This window comes from Ursidibacter maritimus (genome assembly GCF_009761395.1).
Taxonomy (GTDB): domain Bacteria; phylum Pseudomonadota; class Gammaproteobacteria; order Enterobacterales; family Pasteurellaceae; genus Ursidibacter; species Ursidibacter maritimus.
Genome location: NZ_LEKN01000036.1, coordinates 53,828 through 74,524, shown reverse-complemented (window position 1 = coordinate 74,524; position 20,697 = coordinate 53,828). Strand labels below are relative to the sequence as shown.

12 protein-coding genes are annotated in these 20,697 nt (G+C 39.8%); 6 read left to right on the top strand and 6 right to left on the bottom strand.

All coding sequences use genetic code 11. The annotated features are described in order from the left end of the window. Window positions 1-203 precede the first annotated feature (203 nt). A complete protein-coding gene (locus A1D26_RS08190) occupies window positions 204-425 on the bottom strand; it encodes a hypothetical protein (protein ID WP_157403557.1) in 222 nt (73 codons plus the stop codon). Window positions 426-564: 139 nt separating this feature from the next. On the opposite strand from A1D26_RS08190, the gene A1D26_RS08185 reads away from it, so the two are divergent. Continuing rightward, complete coding sequence (locus A1D26_RS08185) at window positions 565-909, top strand: helix-turn-helix domain-containing protein (protein WP_157403556.1); 345 nt, start codon at window positions 565-567, stop codon at window positions 907-909. A gap of 373 nt (window positions 910-1,282) precedes the next feature. Here the strand turns inward: A1D26_RS08185 and A1D26_RS08180 are convergent, their stop codons facing one another. Both A1D26_RS08180 and A1D26_RS08175 read right to left on the bottom strand, forming a co-directional pair. Further along, window positions 1,283-2,317: a methionine synthase gene (locus A1D26_RS08180; RefSeq protein WP_157403555.1), complete on the bottom strand. Its 1,035-nt coding sequence runs from the start codon at window positions 2,315-2,317 to the stop codon at window positions 1,283-1,285. A 22-nt stretch (window positions 2,318-2,339) separates the two neighbouring features. Beyond that, window positions 2,340-3,317 carry a DUF1852 domain-containing protein gene (locus tag A1D26_RS08175; RefSeq protein ID WP_157403554.1) on the bottom strand — a complete coding sequence of 326 codons (978 nt, stop codon included), beginning with the start codon at window positions 3,315-3,317 and terminating at the stop codon, window positions 2,340-2,342. A 252-nt stretch (window positions 3,318-3,569) separates the two neighbouring features. Between A1D26_RS08175 and ffh the strand changes: the two genes are divergently transcribed. After that, the gene (gene ffh / locus A1D26_RS08170; RefSeq protein ID WP_157403553.1) at window positions 3,570-4,961 is read left to right on the top strand and encodes a signal recognition particle protein; all 1,392 of its coding nucleotides are present in this window, start codon (window positions 3,570-3,572) and stop codon (window positions 4,959-4,961) included. Between the two features lie 66 nt (window positions 4,962-5,027). On the opposite strand, the gene A1D26_RS08165 is transcribed toward ffh, so the two are convergent. Beyond that, window positions 5,028-6,200, bottom strand: a complete 1,173-nt coding sequence (locus A1D26_RS08165; RefSeq protein ID WP_157403552.1) for an FAD-dependent oxidoreductase — start codon at window positions 6,198-6,200, stop codon at window positions 5,028-5,030. Between the two features lie 180 nt (window positions 6,201-6,380). Between A1D26_RS08165 and A1D26_RS08160 the strand changes: the two genes are divergently transcribed. From A1D26_RS08160 to A1D26_RS08145, 4 genes are all read left to right on the top strand, one after another. Beyond that, window positions 6,381-7,910 carry a YifB family Mg chelatase-like AAA ATPase gene (locus tag A1D26_RS08160; RefSeq protein WP_157403551.1) on the top strand — a complete coding sequence of 510 codons (1,530 nt, stop codon included), beginning with the start codon at window positions 6,381-6,383 and terminating at the stop codon, window positions 7,908-7,910. Window positions 7,911-8,111: 201 nt separating this feature from the next. Next, on the top strand, window positions 8,112-8,975 hold the full coding sequence (gene pdxY / locus A1D26_RS08155; protein WP_157403590.1) for a pyridoxal kinase PdxY: 864 nt from the start codon (window positions 8,112-8,114) through the stop codon (window positions 8,973-8,975). A 124-nt stretch (window positions 8,976-9,099) separates the two neighbouring features. Continuing rightward, entirely contained in the window at window positions 9,100-10,260 is a 1,161-nt protein-coding gene (lpxB, locus tag A1D26_RS08150; RefSeq protein WP_157403550.1) for a lipid-A-disaccharide synthase, read from the top strand. Between the two features lie 370 nt (window positions 10,261-10,630). Continuing rightward, the gene (locus A1D26_RS08145) at window positions 10,631-11,566 is read left to right on the top strand and encodes a factor H binding protein domain-containing protein (protein WP_157403549.1); all 936 of its coding nucleotides are present in this window, start codon (window positions 10,631-10,633) and stop codon (window positions 11,564-11,566) included. 228 nt (window positions 11,567-11,794) lie between these two features. Here the strand turns inward: A1D26_RS08145 and rpoC are convergent, their stop codons facing one another. Next, window positions 11,795-16,072: a DNA-directed RNA polymerase subunit beta' gene (gene rpoC, locus A1D26_RS08140; RefSeq protein WP_157403548.1), complete on the bottom strand. Its 4,278-nt coding sequence runs from the start codon at window positions 16,070-16,072 to the stop codon at window positions 11,795-11,797. A gap of 179 nt (window positions 16,073-16,251) precedes the next feature. Continuing rightward, entirely contained in the window at window positions 16,252-20,280 is a 4,029-nt protein-coding gene (rpoB, locus tag A1D26_RS08135) for a DNA-directed RNA polymerase subunit beta (protein ID WP_157403547.1), read from the bottom strand. Between the last annotated feature and the right edge of the window lie 417 nt (window positions 20,281-20,697).

Sequence of the window (20,697 nt, the reverse complement as noted above, 5' to 3'; positions counted from 1 at the left end):
TCAATAATGGCTATCTACGACAATTTGGCAGACATATCTTTCTTGACTTTTGCAAACAAGATTATGACTCGGAAATGTTGAAATGAGTTTTAGAAAAGGTAAAAGAGTGAAATAGTGTTGGGTTGAAATGTAGTAAAATAAGCGGTCAGAACTGTGGAAAATCTTGCAAAATTTTTTAGTGAAATGACCGTTTATGTTAATGATTATTTTCTCACCATTCCTGTTTCTGTATTTATTTCAACACTATATTGGCAAAATGTCATCTGAAGAGAAAATCTGTATCCTAATATAGTTTCGTATACGCAGGTGTTATATAAACCATTACCCCGATGCTCTGCTTTCAAAAATGCTGTTTCCCAGTTAGCAAATACCATACTTGAAGAACTTAAACCAATAGCTAAAAGCATTAATTTTCTTAATTTCATAGTTTACTCCTATTATTATGCAGAATTTTAAAAATTACATAAATGAATTTATTGTTATTTTATGCTTTTATAGTTCTTATTGCAAGAATAAAAACTAAGAAAATATGCACTTATAGAATATTATTAAAAGTGTATGGATATGGCAAAATTTGTTCCAAGTGAGATTGATCGATTAATAGGACAACGTATTCAAAGAAGACGTAAAGAATTGGGTTTTACAGCAGAAAAACTTTCTGAATGCGTTGATATTTCTCAGCCCCAGTTCTCCCGCTACGAACGTGGGACAAATAAAATCAATATGGCTCATTTGGTTGCGATTGCGACGTTTTTAAAAACGCCGATAAGCTACTTTTTTGCGGATTGTATGGAAGAATTTGGTTGGAATAATGATGAAATGGAGTTAGATCGCCATTGGCAAGAGTTGAGTGCTTCACAGAAAACGTTGTTTATTCCGCTGTTGAAGGAATTACACAAAAATAATTAAAGATACTTACAAGCGGTGCGATTTATAAAGAATTTTGCAAATTTCCTCTAAAAACGCACCGCTTGTCTTAAATCAGTCTAACTTTTGGGGTGCAGATCAATTCTTCCAAATCTCCCCTAACCCCTCTTTGCTAAAGAGGGGGATTAGATCACAGAAAGTTATGCATTCATCAGAAAACTCAAAATCTTTTTAAAGAACTTCGATGTTGAATTTTCGTTTGTACCAGTTCCCCTCTTTAGCAAAGAGGGGTTAGGGGAGATTTGACAGAATATACAATGAAGTAAGGAAGATAAGAAGCTATCAAATTACTTTGTCAATAATCTGACCATAGGTAAACCCTACGGTATTCACAATCCTATCTACCCTATTTTCACTATTTCCCGATCAATTCCGCTCTTACAATCGAAGCCCCTTGGCTCAAGGCATTGAGTTTTGCACGAGCGATATGGCGTGGCATAGGTGCCATTCCGCAGTTGGTGCTTGGGTAAAGTTTGTCTGCATCAACAAATCGCAACGCTTTGCGGAGTGTATCTGCGACTTGTTCTGGCGTTTCGACCACGTTGGTGGCAACATCAATCGCCCCGACCATGACGATTTTGCCACGAACTAATTCAAGCAAGTCCATCGGCACTTTTGAATTTTGGCACTCAAGCGAGATGATGTCGATTTTAGATTGTTGCAGTTTCGGGAAACTCTCTTCGTATTGACGCCATTCGCCGCCGAGCGTTTGTTTCCAGTCGGTGTTCGCTTTAATACCATAACCGTAGCAGATATGCACTGCCGTTTGGCATTTCAAACCTTCCGCCGCACGCTCTAATGCTGCCACACCCCAGTCGTTGAGTTCATCAAAAAAGACGTTAAATGCAGGTTCGTCAAATTGAATAATGTCCACACCAGCCGCTTCTAACTCTTTCGCCTCTTCATTGAGAATTTTGGCAAATTCCCACGCTAATTTTTCACGACTTTTATAGTGACCGTCATACAGTGTGTCGATCATTGTCATTGGGCCAGGTAACGCCCATTTGATCGGCTTATCTGTGTGCTGACGTAAGAATTTCGCATCTTCCACAAACACAGATTTTGGACGGCGAACCGTTCCAACTACACTGGGTACACTCGCATCATAGCGATTGCGGATCCGCACGATTTCACGCTTGGTAAAATCTACGCCTTCTAAATGTTCGATGAACGTTGTCACAAAGTGCTGACGAGTTTGCTCACCATCGCTAACAATGTCAATCCCTGCCGCATTTTGCTCTGCAAGGGAGATCAACAACGCATCACGTTTGGCTTGTAACAGCTCATCGCCACTAAATTTCCACTCAGACCACAGTTTTTCAGGCTCAGCAAGCCAAAACGGTTTCGGCAGACTACCTGCGGTGGAAGTGGGTAAAAGAATTTTGCTCATAATTTATGTTGTCCTTTATTGACTATTTTTCATTTAACCACGCATCTAATAATGCTTTATAAGGTTTGATGAAATGCTCTTCAGCATATTTGCCTTGCTTAACCGCAAGCTGAGTACGTTCAACACGGTCATATTCCACTTTGGTGAGAGAATAATCTTTGCTCGTCAAGCTTGGTTTATAGACCTGTCCTGCCACTGAATTCGCGTTATATATTTCTGGGCGGTAAATTTTTTGGAACGCTTCCATTGTCGCAATCGTGCTAATTAGCTCAATGTTGGTGTAATCGTTCAACAAATCTGCATTTTCGTCAAAATAGAACGCATAAGGTGCGACCGATTTAGGTGGCATAAAGTAACGTACTTTCAAACCCATTTTCGCAAAATAGGCATCAGTTAATGAATAGTCGTTTTGTTCATATTCCACGCCCAAAATCGGGTGAACATTGGTTGTTTTGTGGTAAGTACGAGTAGTTGCGACGCTCAAACAGATCACTGGTAGCTTTTTAAATTGTGCCTTATATTCAGGAGAAGCTAGCAAATGTTTGAACAATTTGCCATGCAGATCTCCATAGCCTTCCGGCACAGTAAACTCTGGCTTATCTTTGTTGTAATCGAGCAATAACACGCTGAAATCGTAGTCACGCACGAAAGAAGAAAAACTGTTACCCACTATACCGTCAATGGTTTTGCCCGTTTTTTTGTCAATGACGGATGTTTTAAGACATTCCAATGCAGAGAAAAATTTACCTTTACCTTCTACATCAAGATCAATAGAAACAATATCCAAATTGACGGAGTAACGATCGGAAGTTGGGTTATCCCAGTTTGCCAAATCGTTAAAACGTTTATCGATCATCGCAATAGCATTTTGCAGGTTTTCTTTGCGATTCTCGCCACGAGCGAGGTTAGCAAAGTTGGTGGTTAAGCGAGTACTGTTCGCGGGTTCGTAATTTTCATCAAATCTTTCAGTATGCACACGGCATTGGAATTGGGTTGTCATTCTGTTCTTCCTACTTATTTTTTTAATAGATGAATTAAATCACAATTTTTTAGTGAGTCAAAATGATAAATTTTAGTATTTATTATGAAAATTATTCAAGTTGAATAACCGGGAAGATATAGCTTATGTTGGGAAATCAAAGATTATGCAAAGATATAACTCCGCCTTCCACGCTTTTTTTGTATAATGCCAACATTCCGCCGCAAACAAGCGGTTAAATTGAACTAATATTTTGCAAATAGAGAAAAGATTATGTTTGAGAACCTATCCGACAGACTTTCCAAAACCTTGAAAAACATTACAGGTAAAGGGCGTTTAACCGAAGACAATATTAAAGATACCTTGCGTGAAGTGCGTATGGCGTTGTTAGAAGCAGACGTCGCTTTACCTGTGGTGCGTGAATTTATCAATAAAGTCAAAGAACGTGCCATTGGTGAAGAAGTTAATAAAAGCTTAACGCCAGGGCAAGAGTTCTTGAAAATCGTGCAAGCTGAGCTTGAAAAAGCGATGGGTGAAGCGAATGAAGAGCTGAATTTAGCCACACAGCCACCTGCTGTTATCTTAATGGCAGGTTTACAAGGGGCGGGGAAAACCACCTCTGTGGGGAAATTAGCAAAATTCTTAAAAGAACGTCATAAGAAGAAAGTGCTTGTTGTGTCTGCGGACGTTTATCGCCCTGCGGCGATCAAACAGCTTCAAACATTAGCTGAAGCTTTAAAAGTTGAGTTTTTTCCAAGTGAAACCAACCAAAAACCCACTGAAATTGCTGAAAATGCCTTAAAGCACGCTAAACTGAATTTCTTTGATGTGTTGATTGTCGATACCGCAGGTCGTTTACACGTTGATAGCGACATGATGAGTGAAATTCAGCAAGTTCACGCAGTCTTGAACCCGATTGAAACACTCTTTACGGTTGATGCAATGACAGGGCAAGATGCAGCTAATACCGCAAAAGCCTTTAATGAAGCACTACCATTAACGGGGGTTATCTTAACCAAAGTAGATGGTGATGCTCGTGGCGGTGCGGCGCTTTCTATTCGTCAAATTACAGGCAAGCCGATTAAATTCCTAGGGGTAGGCGAAAAAACAGATGCTTTAGAACCATTCCACCCTGATCGTGTTGCATCGCGTATTCTCGGAATGGGTGATGTGCTTTCATTGATTGAAGATTTGCAACGTTCTGTCGATCAAGAAAAAGCTGAGAAAATGGCAGCTAAATTCAAAAAAGGCGATGACTTCACCCTTGATGATTTCCGCGATCAACTTGTTGAAATGAAAAAGATGGGTGGAATGATGTCAATGCTTGAGAAATTACCTGGGGCGAAAAATCTACCTGATCACGTTAAAAATCAGGTTGATGATAAGATGTTTATTAAAATGGAAGCTATCATCAATTCAATGACGCTTAAAGAGCGTGCTAATCCAGATATTATCAAAGGCTCTCGTCGCCGCAGAATTGCATTAGGTTCAGGCACTCAAGTGCAAGATGTGAATAAATTGCTCAAACAATTTGATGAAATGCAACGTATGATGAAAAAAATGCGTAAAGGCGGAATGGCTAAAATGATGCGTGGAATGAAAGGAATGATGGGGGGTGGTCTAGGCGGACTTGGTGGCTTAGGCGGAATGTTTGGTAAAAAGTAACTTCCCTTTAAAATCTCCCATCATCTAGTTGCTATCGGCTATTGTGTGCCGATAGCACATCACTTATTACAACCCCAACGCATATTTCAACGCACGTTTTTTAAGTGGCGTAGCTCTTTCTGCAACAATAAGTGCAAGATTACGCAAGGCTTTAACAGGTAAGAGATCAGTTTTAAAGGCTTTATAAAATATATCCATTCCTGTTTGCATGACTAAATTATCCATTTTACGTTGCCGTTCATACTGTTTCAGCCACTCAACATCTGCAAAAGATTGCCCTTTTCTGGCCGCTTGTTCTGCAATCTCTAATAGTGCTTTAACATCTTTAAAGCCCAAATTCACCCCTTGTCCAGCAAGCGGGTTGATTGTGTGAGCTGAATCCCCTACAAGAACAATCCCATTACGGAAATAGTGTTGAGCGTGTTGTCGAGTGAGTGGGAAACTAGCGTGGTTTATCACTTCTACCTCACACAGTCTTGTTGGGAAACATTGATCAATTTCACTGGATAATGCAGCACTGCTCATTTGTTGTAGTTGCTGAATACGCTGTGGCGAGTCGTACCACACAATACAACCATTATCATCGGCTAAAGGAAGAAAAGCCCTTGGCCCACTTGGGAAGAATTGTTGCCAAGTGGCAGTTTGCGGTGGTAAAGACGTTTTTACAACGGCTAATAAGCAATGCTGACGATATTGCCAGCTAGTTAAACCAATGCCAGCCCAATTTCTGACTTGAGAATTTGCACCATCGCAAGCGATAACTAAGGGAGCTGCGAACTGCTGTTGATTATCAAGGGTTAATGTCCAAATACCTTGTTGTGAATTTGCAGAAATATGTTGAAATCCTACCGCTTGAACACAATTAGGGTAGGTTTGCAATGCTTGCCATAAACCAATTTGAATAACATTATTTTCCACCATAAAACCCAGTTTATCTAAACCAAGTTCAGCAGCGTGAAATGCGGTATTAAAGCCGTCAATTTCCCAAGTTGCCAAACCATCATACGCCCATACACGCATTTGTTCTATCGCCTGCCACGCACCTAATTTTTCTAACAAGGCAACAGACGCGACGCTAATGGCAGAAATACGGACATCATAAGGTGCATTTTTGGAAAATTCTGGTAATGGATTCTTTTCCAACAAGGCAACCTTCAACCCTAATTTTGCTAACCCTAAGGCTGTCGCCGCTCCAACCATTCCGCCACCGACCACGATTACATCTTGCTGATTGCGCATATTCCCCTTCACTTATTCACACCTAAATAAAACGGAAGTGTACTACAAGCGGTGCGTTATGCACTGATTTTTGCAAAATTTTTGTGAACTAGATCGAAAAACAATTTTTTCTTGCGTGAATTGCAAGGTAGCTTTGCTTAAGCTGTGGGGCCATCATAAGAGTATATTGACGGAGAAAATATGTCATTAGCCATTATTTATAGTCGGGCATCTATTGGTGTTGAAGCTCCATTAGTTACAATTGAAGTACATATTAGTTTAGGTAGCCCCGGGCTTTGCTTGGTTGGTTTACCAGAAAAGAGTGTTAAAGAAGCTCAAGATAGAGTAAGAAGTGCATTATTAAATGCCAATTTTGAATATCCTGCAAGACGCATTACCATCAACCTAGCCCCTGCGGATTTGCCCAAAGAAGGTGGACGTTTTGATTTACCAATTGCAATTGGTATTTTAGCGGCATCAGGACAGATTGATAGTGACAAACTAAAACAATTTGAATTTTTAGGTGAGCTTTCTCTCACAGGTCATCTACGTGGCGTTCAAGGGGCAATTCCTGCGGTAATTTCAGCTGAGAAAGATAAACGAGAACTCATTATTCCCCGCCAAAATGCCAATGAAGCTTCCCTTGTGTCTAGCACCCAAACCTATTTTGCAGGCTCGCTATTGCAAGTTGTCAATTTCCTGAATAATAGAGATAAATTATCCGTTGCACAGCAAGACTTGCAAAAAACGAACTTAAACCAACCGCTTATTCAACGAGATTTAACCGATATTATCGGGCAGCAACACGCCAAAAGGGCTTTAACGATAGCGGCGGCTGGGCAACACAACCTGTTATTTCTAGGGCCACCCGGAACGGGGAAAACGATGTTGGCAAGCCGTTTAGCCGATCTCTTGCCTGAAATGTCTGATGATGAAGCAATTGAAACCGCATCAATCACTAGCCTTGTTCAGAATGAACTAAACGTCCAAAACTGGAAATATCGTCCTTTTCGATCACCTCATCATAGTGCGTCAATGGTTGCATTGGTGGGCGGTGGTTCGATCCCTAAACCTGGTGAAATTAGCTTAGCTCATAATGGTATTCTTTTTCTTGATGAACTTCCTGAGTTTGAGAGAAAAGTATTGGACGCATTACGCCAGCCCCTTGAATCTGGCGAGATTATTATTTCTCGAGCCAATGCTAAAGTACAGTTTCCAGCACGATTTCAGTTAATCGCCGCAATGAACCCAAGCCCAACAGGTCATTATCAAGGCACTCACAATCGTACATCACCACAACAAGTAATGCGTTATCTTAATCGTTTATCAGGGCCTTTTCTTGATCGGTTTGATCTCTCTATTGAAGTCCCACTTTTACCACAAGGGGCATTGCAACAAGGTAGTGAGCAGCGTGGAGAAACTACCGAGCAAGTTCGAAAGCGGGTACTTGCCGCTCGTGATTTGCAATTAGCCAGACGGGGAAAAATTAACGCTCAACTGACAACTAGAGAGATTGAACAGGATTGCTCACTTTCTCCACAAGATGCTCAGTTCTTAGAGAATACATTATTAAAACTTGGGCTTTCGGTGAGAGCTTATCATCGCATTTTAAAAGTATCTCGCACTATTGCTGATCTAGCTAATGAACCTAACATTCAGCAAGCTCATCTTGCCGAAGCCTTAGGCTATCGAGCAATGGATAGGTTATTACAACGGTTGCAAAATGGATAATAAACAGACAAACACACCTTTAATTATTCAGCAAATCGTATTTTAGTTGGTGTACTTATATTATCGAGTCATTAGTGAAAATCTAAAATTACTTCTCCCTGCAATTTAGGGTATGATTATACTCATTGCATTTGTGGTGAGAGCAGGTTATCTACCTGCGGTAGTTGGATAAAATTAAAGATCAATGTTAAGGATAAAATGATGAAAAATGTTCTCTCAATTCAATCGCACGTAGTTTATGGTTACGCAGGTAATAAAGCCGCAACCTTCCCAATGCAACTACTTGGTGTAGATATCTGGGCATTAAATACTGTTCAATTTTCAAACCATACGCAATACGGAAAATGGAAAGGAATGGTCGTGCCGAAAGAACAAATTGGTGAAATTGTACAAGGTATTGATGAAATTGAAGCATTAAGTGAATGCGATGCCATTCTTTCAGGCTATATCGGTGCTGCTGAGCAGGGTACCGAGATTCTCGCCGCTGTTGAAAAAATTAAAGCAAAGAACCCAAATGCTTTATATTTCTGTGATCCCGTAATGGGTCACCCAGATAAAGGCTGTATTGTTGCACCTGGTGTGGCGGAATTTCTACGCGATTTCGCAATGACAAAAGCCGATCTGATTGCGCCAAATCTTGTCGAATTGAGAGAGCTAACAGGTTTAGCTGTTGAAAACTTTGAACAAGCTCTTAACGCAATTAACGTTATTTTAAGCAAAGGACCTAAACGTGTATTAGTTAAACATCTTAGCAAGGTTGGGAAAGATCCAAGCCAGTTTGAAATGTTATTAGCCACAGCCGAAGGAATTTGGCATATCCGTCGCCCACTTCACGAATTTGTTGGGCGAGATCCTGTTGGTGTTGGCGATCTTACAAGCGGTCTTTTTTTAGCAAATTTACTCAACGGCAAATCCGATCTTGATGCTTTCGAGCATACTGCAAATGCAGTGAATGATGTGATGAGTGTCACTCAACAAAGTGGCAAATACGAACTACAAATCATCAAAGCTAGAGAATTTATCGTTAAGCCACAAAGCCAATACAAAGCGGTAAAAATAGCTTAAAAAAATATAAGAGCATTAAAACGCTAGCAGTTTTAATGCTCTAGCTGGTAAAGCTCGAAAGCCTACCCAAAATAGCGAATGCTCTCTATAATAGAATTATTTTAATGAGAAAAGGACATAAAAAATGGAACACCAACCAGTTATTGCTATTGTTGCGGGGGAAATATCAGGGGATATACTTGGGGCTGGATTAATCAATGCATTGAAAATTCACTACCCAAATGCTCGTTTTATTGGTGTTGCTGGGCAGCAAATGCTAGCGGCTGGTTGTGAAACCCTCTTTGATATGGAAGAACTTGCGGTAATGGGGTTAGCCGAAGTCGTTAAGCATTTACCAAGATTATTAAAACGTCGCCAGCAAGTGATTGAAACAATGTTGGCTGAAAAACCCGATATTTTTATTGGTATAGACGCTCCAGATTTTAACATTGGGATCGAAGAAAAACTTAAAGCAAAAGGGATAAAAACGATTCACTATGTTAGCCCTTCTGTGTGGGCGTGGCGACAAAATCGCATTCATAAAATTGCTCGAGCAACGGATCTTGTGCTGGCTTTTCTTCCTTTTGAAAAAGCCTTTTACGATCGCTTTAATGTGCCTTGTCGTTTTATTGGACACACAATGGCTGATGCGATTGCACTCAAACCAAGCAGAAATGAAGCATGTCGTTTAATCAATGTTGATGAAAAACAGCGCTATTTAGCGATTTTAGTCGGTAGTCGTAGCAGTGAAGTCGGCTTTCTAACTGAACCCTTTCTTAAAACCGCTCAATTACTTAAACAACAATATCCTGATTTGCAATTTTTAGTACCATTAGTCAATCGGAAACGTATTGAACAATTTATGCAAATTAAAGCAGACATTGCTCCCGAACTTGATGTCACGATTTTAGAAGGTAACGCAAGATCAGCGATGATTGTCTCAGACGCAACACTACTAGCATCAGGCACTGCCGCATTAGAAGCAATGTTATGTAAATCACCAATGGTTGTTGGTTATAAAATGAAACCAACAACCTATTGGTTAGCACAGAAATTAGTCAAAACAGACTATATCTCATTGCCAAATTTATTGGCAAACCAACCGCTTGTACCTGAGTTAATTCAGCACGAATGTACCCCTGAAAATTTAGCTCAACATCTTAGTATTTATTTATCTGAAGATAGTGATAATCAAACTAAAACCAACGCACTCAAACAACGTTTTACTGAATTACATCAACAAATTCAATGTAATGCAGACGTTCAAGCAGCTCAAGCGGTGGTAGATTTATTAAATGAAAAATAAAGGATTTTATCCTATTGTGTAGGAAACCACGATTAGCATCAGTTTATTAAAGGTGGAGCAAGCTAGGTTAAGACTTTTTACCAAACCCACATAGTAAGGAGCATATGTTGCACTAATGAGATGCGAATAAGAAAGATGATGTCTAAAATTTTAGTTATATGCTCGAGGGTCAAATACATTCTCAGAAGAACTAGAAATGTTCATTTTACATCCTATATTGATATTGGATATGAATCACTATTAGATCATAAACTTAGGAAAAATGCGATCTTGCCCTGTATATACTATTCATTTGACCTAAATTAAACTCTTTATCCCATAATTTTATATAATAACCCTTTATTATTTATGACTTTGAACGGAGGAAAAAATGTCATTAATGAAAGCAACTTTAGCTAGTATTCTGCTTGTAAGCTTAACTGCTTGCAGTAGTGGGGAAAAGAAAGGAAATAATGCTCAAGCAGAAATGCCAGAGAGTAAACATACACCTAAAGTAATAACTGAAGAGAAAAAAGATACGCCTAAGCCAATCTCTGAAGAGAAAAAAGATATGCCTAAGCCAATCTCTGAAGAGAAAAAAGATATGCCTAAGCCAATCTCTGAAGAGAAAAAAGATATGCCTAAGTCAATCTCTGAAGAGAAAAAAGATATGCCTAAGCCAATCTCTGAAGAGAAAAAAGATATGCCTAAGCCAATCTCTGAAGAGAAGAAACCTACCCCTGATGAAGAACTTGCACAAAAAATAAAAAAAGAAATTCTTGGGAAAGACTATCCTCAAGGCTTAACAAGAAATCCTATTGTTAAAGAAGTTTTGGATAATATGAAATCCTATGATGTAGGATCATCCATATATAATCAGAAATATTCTCTCTTAAAAATAGAGTATCGTTCAAATTCTCTTGCAAATAATGACGAAGGGAATTTCGTCAATATGCCTAGAGACATTGGAGTAAAAACAAATCTGGCAGACTTACCTACATCAGGAAATTTTAGCTATAAAGGTGTAGCTATAGATATGAAAGGAGAAGGAGTACTTAACTATGATATTAATTTCTCAACGAAAAAAGGAAAAGGTAGCGTAACTGGTTTGCCAATCGGAAATGTTGAACTTCAAGAAGCTAAAATAGGACATAGTTTTGATATGAAAGGCATCTTATTTGGGGATGCTAAATACTCATCTGGAGAGGGGCATTATAATCTTAACCTGTACGGCCCAGCTGGAGAAGAAGTCTCAGGCAATATGATTTTAAATGATAAAAATAATGACCTAAGTAAAAATTACGGTCTCGCTGGTTCTAGAGAGTAGGTAGTCTATTATTCACAATCATAACATTAGGGGCTGTATTAGAGCCCCTATATTTATTTACCTTCTGAAAGTATCAACATAAGAAAAATATTATTAACAACTATTTTGTCCATTAAACTAACAATTTACTGCTTATAAAAAAGGTTGAATCCGATCTAATCATCATCAACCCTTTTATAGAAAACCTAGTTTTTGCAAGCTAGGTTTATCCAAATTTAAAACGAACAATTACTCTTCGTTATCGCTATCAAAACCTGCATTTAATAATGCGGCTAAGTTTTGAGTTGCTTCATCAGCAATAAAACTTTGTGTTTCCGCTTCAATATCTTCTGCTGTTGCAAAAGATGACGCTGCTGTTTCTAACGCTACGATTTCATCATTGTTTACACGTTTTTTCGAGCGGTTTTGGTGATACGCAAAACCTGTACCCGCAGGAATTAAACGACCTACGATTACGTTCTCTTTTAAGCCGCGTAATTCATCACGTTTACCTGCAACAGCCGCTTCGGTTAATACGCGAGTTGTTTCTTGGAACGACGCCGCTGAGATAAATGACTCAGTTGCAAGAGACGCTTTGGTAATACCAAGCAATTCACGTTCAAATTCAACAAGCGGTTTACCTTCTTCGGCACGTTTACGGTTCACAATCTTAATGCGTGAAACTTCGACTTGTTCACCCTCTAAGAATTCTGAATCGTAAGCATTGGTAATCACTGCTTTACGCAACATTTGACGAACAATAACTTCGATGTGTTTATCGTTAATTTTTACCCCTTGTAAGCGGTAAACTTCTTGTACTTCATTAACGATATAGTCTGTTACTGCGTGAACACCACGTAAACGTAAAATGTCGTGCGGCATTTCTGGACCATCTGAGATCACATCACCACGTTGTACCATTTCGCCTTCAAATACGTTGAGCTGACGCCATTTTGGAATCATTTCTTCGTATGCTTCGCCTTCTGCTGGCGTAATCACTAAGCGGCGTTTTCCTTTAGTTTCTTTACCAAATGAAACGATACCTGAGACTTCCGCAAGAATGGCTGGCTCTTTTGGTTTACGAGCTTCAAATAAGTCTGCAACGCGTGGAAGACCACCTGTAATATCTTTAGTTGCCGTCGATTCTTGTGGAATACGAGCTAATGCTTCACCCACAGAAATTTCTGCACCATCGTTTAAGGTTACAATAGCTTTACCTGGTAAGAAATACTGTACTGCCGTATCTGTTCCTGAGATAAAGATATCGTTACCTTGCGCATCAACCAGTTTTAATGCTGGACGTAGATCTTTACCTGCTGTTGCACGTTCACCCACATCTTGTACTACCACTGATGATAAGCCTGTTAATTCATCGGTTTGGCGAGTTACTGTTAAACCATCGACCACGTCACTGAATTTAATGAAACCGCTTACTTCAGAAATAATCGGCATTGTATGTGGATCCCAGTTTGCTACAACTTCACCTACATTGACTTCTGCACCATCGCCTTTTGAAAGCACCGCACCGTAAGGAACTTTATAGTTCTCTTTGGTACGACCAAAGGCATCAACAACAGTTAATTCGGTATTACGAGAAGTTAAAACAATTTTGCCATCTTTATTAGTAACAAATTTTGCATTAGCTAATTTTAAAGTACCTGCATTTTTAACTTGAATGCTTGACTCTTTTGCTGCCGCAGATGCCGCACCACCGATATGGAACGTACGCATCGTTAACTGTGTACCTGGTTCACCGATTGATTGAGCAGCAATAACACCAACTGCTTCACCTTGGTTAATCAAGTGACCACGCGCTAAGTCACGTCCATAACATTTCGCACAAACACCGAAGTCTGTGTTACAGGTTACAACTGAACGAACTTTAATCACATCAACTGATTCTGCATCAATCACATCACACCATTTTTCATCAATTAAGGTGTTACGTGGAATCAATACTTCATCTGTACCTGGTTTTAATACATCTTCTGCTGCCACACGTCCTAACACACGCTCACGCAATGGTTCTTTAACATCGCCACCTTCGATAAGTGGGGTCATTACGATACCTTCGTGGGTGTCACAGTCATCTTCAATGATAACTAAGTCTTGTGCCACATCAACTAAACGACGGGTTAAGTAACCTGAGTTCGCTGTTTTTAACGCAGTATCCGCCAAACCTTTACGTGCACCGTGGGTTGAAATAAAGTACTGAAGAACGTTCAGACCTTCACGGAAGTTTGCCGTAATTGGCGTTTCGATGATCGAGCCATCTGGACGAGCCATCAATCCACGCATACCTGCTAACTGACGAATCTGTGCCGCAGAACCACGAGCACCTGAATCCGCCATCATAAAGATACTGTTGAATGATGCTTGTTTTTCTGGATTACCTTCACGGTTAAGTACTTCTTCCGTTGATAAGTTTTCCATCATCGCTTTCGCAACGCGTTCGTTTGCTGCAGCCCAAATATCGATTACTTTATTATAACGCTCGCCTGCTGTTACAAGACCTGAGTTAAACTGTTCTTGGATCTCTGCTACTTCTGCTTCTGCCGCTGAAATAATGCTATATTTTTGTTCTGGAATAACCATATCATCAATACCAACAGAAGAACCTGAACGAGCGGCGTAGGCAAAACCTGTGTACATAATTTGGTCAGCAAATACAACAGACTCTTTCAAACCTAAACGGCGGTAGCTTTCGTTAATCAATTTAGAAATCGCTTTCTTACCTAAGGTTTGGTTGAATAATTTAAATGGCATACCTTTTGGTGCGATCATCCATAAAATTGAACGACCGATTGTAGTTTCCACTAAATTGGTTGAAGCAACAAATTCTCCTGCTTCATTTTTCTCATATTCTGTTACACGAACTTTTACGCGAGAATGTAACTCTGCTTGCCCTGTACGATAAGCTTTTTCTGCTTCACGTGGGTCTAAGAAATACATTCCTTCACCTTTACCGTTTACTTTCTCACGCGTCATATAGTACAAGCCTAAAACAACGTCTTGAGACGGAACGATAATTGGATCACCATTCGCTGGAGAAAGTACGTTATTCGTTGACATCATTAACGCACGAGCTTCAAGTTGAGCTTCTAATGTTAATGGCACGTGAACCGCCATTTGGTCACCATCGAAGTCCGCGTTGAACGCCGCACAAACAAGTGGGTGTAACTGGATCGCTTTACCTTCAATCAATAACGGCTCAAACGCTTGAATACCTAAACGGTGAAGTGTTGGTGCACGGTTAAGAAGAATCGGGTGTTCACGAATAACTTCAGCAAGAATATCCCATACAATTGGATCTTCACGCTCTACCATTTTCTTCGCAGCTTTAATAGTTGATGCGATACCACGGCTTTCTAATTTTGAATAAATAAATGGACGGAATAATTCCAACGCCATTTTTTTCGGTAAACCACATTGGTGTAAACGTAAGTATGGACCTACGGTAATTACAGAACGACCAGAATAATCTACGCGTTTACCCAATAAGTTCTGACGGAAACGACCTTGTTTACCTTTGATCATATCGGCAAGCGATTTTAATGGACGTTTGTTAGAGCCAGTGATTGCACGACCACGACGACCATTATCTAATAACGCATCCACAGACTCTTGTAACATACGTTTTTCGTTACGCACAATAATGTCTGGTGCAACTAAATCTAATAAACGTTTTAAACGGTTATTACGGTTAATAACTCGGCGATATAAATCGTTTAAGTCTGATGTTGCAAAACGACCACCATCAAGTGGAACTAATGGACGTAAATCTGGTGGAAGAACAGGCAATACTGTCATTACCATCCATTCAGGTTTATTACCTGATTGAATAAATGCTTCTAACAGTTTTAAGCGTTTAGTAATTTTTTTACGTTTAGTTTCAGAGTTAGTTTCTTGTAATTCTTCACGTAATAATTCACATTGATGCTCTAAATCTAAATCTTTTAATAGGGCTTGAATACCTTCCGCACCCATTTTGGCATCAAACTCATCGCCCCAACGCTCTTCAGCATCTAAGAATTGTTCTTCGGTTAATAACTGATTTTTTTCTAAATCAGTCATACCTGGTTCGATAACTACATAGCTTTCAAAATAAAGCACACGTTCAATATCACGCAGTGGCATATCTAAAATCAAACCGATACGGGACGGTAATGATTTTAAGAACCAAATGTGTGCAACAGGACAAGCTAATTCGATGTGCCCCATACGGTCACGACGAACTTTAGTTTGCGTTACTTCAACACCACATTTTTCACAAATTACACCACGATGTTTTAAACGTTTATATTTACCACAAAGACATTCGTAATCTTTTACTGGTCCGAAAATACGTGCACAGAAAAGACCATCACGCTCTGGCTTAAAGGTACGATAGTTGATGGTTTCAGGTTTTTTTACCTCACCGAAAGACCAAGAACGGATCTTATCTGGTGATGCTAAACCAATTTTAATTACATCAAAATCATCACTTGATTTTGATTGTGCTTTTAAAAACTTAACTAAGTCTTTCACGTTTTTGCCCCTGATTTGAGGTTTTTGTTCTTGAAATGGCTAACTTAAAATAGAGAGCCATTTCAACTGAAAATCTTTGGTTGTAAGCGGTCATTTCTTGCAAATTTTTTGCGAAAATCTGACCGCTTGTTCGAACGAACGTAGGGATATACTGTGTGTATCCATACCAATTTTCGCTCTTACGCTTCGTCCAACTCCATATCAATCGCTAATGCACGAATCTCTTTCGTAATTACGTTGAAAGATTCTGGCATTCCTGGTTCCATATAGTGTGTACCGTCCACGATGTTTTTATACATCTTCGTACGACCATTCACGTCATCGGATTTAACTGTGAGCATTTCTTGTAAGGTGTAAGCTGCACCATACGCTTCTAATGCCCAAACCTCCATCTCACCGAAACGCTGACCACCGAACTGTGCTTTACCACCAAGTGGTTGTTGAGTAACAAGACTATAAGAACCTGTTGAACGAGCATGCATTTTGTCATCAACTAAGTGGTTCAATTTGAGCATATACATATAACCTACGGTTACTGGACGCTCGAATTTCTCACCTGTACGACCATCATAAAGTGTAATTTGACCTGATGTCGGTAAACCGCCAAGCTCTAATAACCCTTTGATTTCACTTTCGTGAGCACCGTCAAATACTGGTGTTGCAAGCGGTAAACCTTTACGTAAGTTTTGCGCAAGTGTCATTACTTCTTCATCAGTAAATTTGCTTAAATCAACCACTTGTGAACCGTGACCTAAATCGTATGCTTTTTGCATATATTCACGCAATTTCGCCACAGATTGTTGCTGTTTAATCATTGCATTGATTTGATCACCGATACCACGAGCCGCTAAACCTAAGTGAGTTTCTAAGATCTGACCGATGTTCATACGAGATGGAACACCTAATGGGTTTAATACGATCTCAACTGGCTGACCATTTTCATCGTACGGCATATCTTCAACTGGGTTAATTTTTGAGATAACCCCTTTGTTACCGTGACGACCCGCCATTTTATCTCCAGGCTGGATTTGGCGTTTTACTGCAAGATATACTTTCACTACTTTTAATACGCCAGGTGCTAAATCATCCCCTTGAATGATCTTATTACGTTTGATCTCAAGTTTACGTTCAAACTCTTTGCGTAATTCTTCGTGTTGCTCCGCTAACTGTTCAAGCTGATTTTGTTTTGCTTCGTCATCTAACGTTTGCTCTAACCATTTTTCACGAGCAACTTTATCTAATGTTGCTTCAGAAACACCACCTTCGATGAGTAAGTTACGCACACGAGTGAATAAACCCGCTTCTAAAATTTCTAACTCTTCAGTTAAATCTTTTTTCGCTTCACGCAATTGAATTTCTTCAATATCTTTAGCTCGTTTATCTTTCTCTACGCCATCACGAGTGAAAACTTGAACATCAATAACTGTACCTGACGTACCATTTGGTACACGTAATGATGAGTCTTTTACATCTGATGCTTTTTCACCAAAGATTGCACGAAGTAATTTTTCTTCCGGTGTTAATTGCGTTTCACCTTTAGGGGTTACTTTACCCACTAAAATGTCGCCACCTTTCACTTCTGCACCGATATAGACGATACCAGATTCATCTAGTTTGCTTAGTGCTGACTCACCTACGTTTGGAATATCTGCAGTGATCTCTTCTGCACCCAATTTAGTATCACGAGCCACACAAGAAAGTTCTTGAATGTGAATTGTTGTGAAACGATCTTCTTGAACCACGCGTTCGGAAACTAACATTGAGTCTTCGAAGTTATAACCATTCCAAGGCATAAATGCCACTCGAATGTTTTGACCTAATGCAAGCTCACCTAAATCTGTTGATGGACCGTCTGCTAAAATTTCACCACGTTCAACTGGCTCACCTAATTTCACACAAGGGATTTGGTTGATACAGGTATTTTGGTTCGAGCGGGTATATTTAATTAAGTTATAAATATCAATACCTGCTTCACCTGCAACAGTTTCATCTTCATTAACTTTAACAACGATACGTGATGCATCAACATATTGGATTGTACCGCCACGTTTTGCAACAACTGCAACACCTGAGTCAAGTGCTACGGATTTCTCAATGCCTGTACCTACTAATGGTTTATCCGCACGTAATGTTGGAACTGCTTGACGTTGCATGTTCGCACCCATTAACGCACGGTTCGCATCGTCGTGCTCAAGGAATGGAATTAACGCTGCCGCAACCGATACCACTTGCTGTGTAGAAACGTCCATATAATGAATCTCTTCTGGACGGTATAAACCAGACTCACCGTGTTCACCACGACAAGTTACATAGGTATCTGTAAAGCGGAAATCTTCATCTAAGTTAGAGTTCGCCTGTGCGATAACATAGTTACCTTCTTCAATTGCAGAAAGGTATTCAATCTCTTCGGTTACTTGACCATCAACCACTTTACGATATGGCGTTTCTAAGAAGCCGTAGTCGTTGGTACGAGCATAAACAGAGAGTGAGTTGATCAAACCGATGTTTGGGCCTTCAGGGGTTTCAATCGGACACACACGACCATAGTGAGTTGCGTGTACGTCACGCACTTCAAAACCTGCACGTTCACGAGTTAAACCGCCTGGACCTAACGCAGAAATACGGCGTTTATGTGTAACTTCTGAAAGCGGGTTGTTTTGGTCCATAAATTGCGAAAGCTGTGAAGAACCAAAGAACTCTTTTACTGCCGCAGAAATTGGTTTAGCGTTAATTAAATCTTGTGGTGTTACACCATCTAAATCGCCTAATGAAAGACGCTCACGCACCGCACGTTCTACACGCACTAAACCGATACGGAATTGGTTTTCAGCCATTTCACCGACTGAACGAATACGACGGTTACCTAGGTGGTCAATATCATCAACTTCACCACGACCATTACGAATATCGATCAGTTTTTTCATCACGCCGATGATGTCATCGTTGCTTAAAATACCAGTACCCACACCTTCAGGAATATCTAAAGAGCGGTTGAACTTCATTCGACCTACCGCAGAAAGATCATAGCGGTCAGTTGAGAAGAACATATTGTCAAATAAGCCTTCAGCAGCTTCTTTCGTTGGTGGCTCACCTGGACGCATCATACGATAGATTTCAACTAATGCACTTAAACGATCGTAAGTTGGATCGACGCGTAATGTTTCAGAAATATAAGCACCGTGATCAAGATCGTTAGTAAATAGCACTTCAAGTTGGTTATAACCTGCTTGTGCTAATTTTGCTAACATTTCAAGGCTGATTTCGCTATTTGCTGGGCAAACCACTTCACCTGTTGAAAGGTCAATGTAATCTTTTGATGTAACACGACCTACGATGTACTCGGTTGGTACTTCGATTTGAGTAATATTATCTTTCTCTAATGCTTTGATATGACGAGCAGTAATACGGCGACCATTTTCTACATAAACTTTGCCATTAGCTTCAATATCAAACGCCGCTGTTTCGCCACGCAGACGCTCTGGCACAAGGGTCATCAATAATTTGTTATCGACAATATCAAAGACGATTTTATCAAAGAATAAGTCTAAGATTTCTTCGGTTGTGTAACCTAATGCACGCAGAATGATTGTCGCTGGTAATTTACGGCGACGGTCGATACGTGCGTATAAATTGTCTTTCGGGTCAAATTCAAAATCTAACCAAGAACCACGATAAGGAATGATGCGTGCGTTATATAACACCTTACCAGATGCGTGTGTTTTACCTTTGTCAGAATCAAAGAAAACGCCTGGGCTACGGTGTAATTGTGAAACGATAACACGCTCAGTACCATTGATAACAAAGGTTCCGTTATCGGTCATTAAAGGGATTTCGCCCATATACACGCTTTGTTCTTTAATATCTTTTACCGTACCTGCGGCAGCTTCACGATCAAAGCTAACAAGACGAAGTTTTACGCGTAATGGTGCAGCATAGGTTGTACCACGAATTTGGCACTCACGCACATCAAATACTGGCTCGCCAAGTTCGTAAGAAACGTATTGTAATTCAGTCGCACCATTGTTACTTACAATAGGGAAGACTGAACGGAATGCCGCTTCTAAACCTTGCTGTCCTTCAGGATCTCTTTGGATAAATTTATCGAAAGAATCAAGCTGAATAGTTAATAGATAAGGTACGTTCAGAACTTGTGGACGTTTGCCAAAGCTCTTACGGATACGCTTTTTCTCGGAATATGAGTATGCCATTGTTAGATAGCCTCTGATTTTTATTTTGGTTATTGAGTTCACAAACCGCCTTAACAAAGGCAGGAAGTGGCATTAAAAAAGGATACGAGATGTCGTTTTCTAATCAGGGAACAGGGGTCAAAAATCACTACCGCTCTGGCGTTTGATTAGGCGGAAAGCGGTTGGGTAATTGCAAATTTTTGCAAAAAACATACCGCTTGGAATCACATCAAACAGAAAAAACGACACAAATCTGTTTGATTTTTTAAAGCACAAAATGGCTGATGGAAATTCCACCAGCCAAGAATCGCACAAAATTAAGAGAAAGAATTATAGTCAATAGATGATTTTTTGTCAATTAAAGACAGTTATTCTCTCGATTACATTACAGTAAATCCATCAGAATTACCAAAAACAATCAGCATCCCTTCATACTCA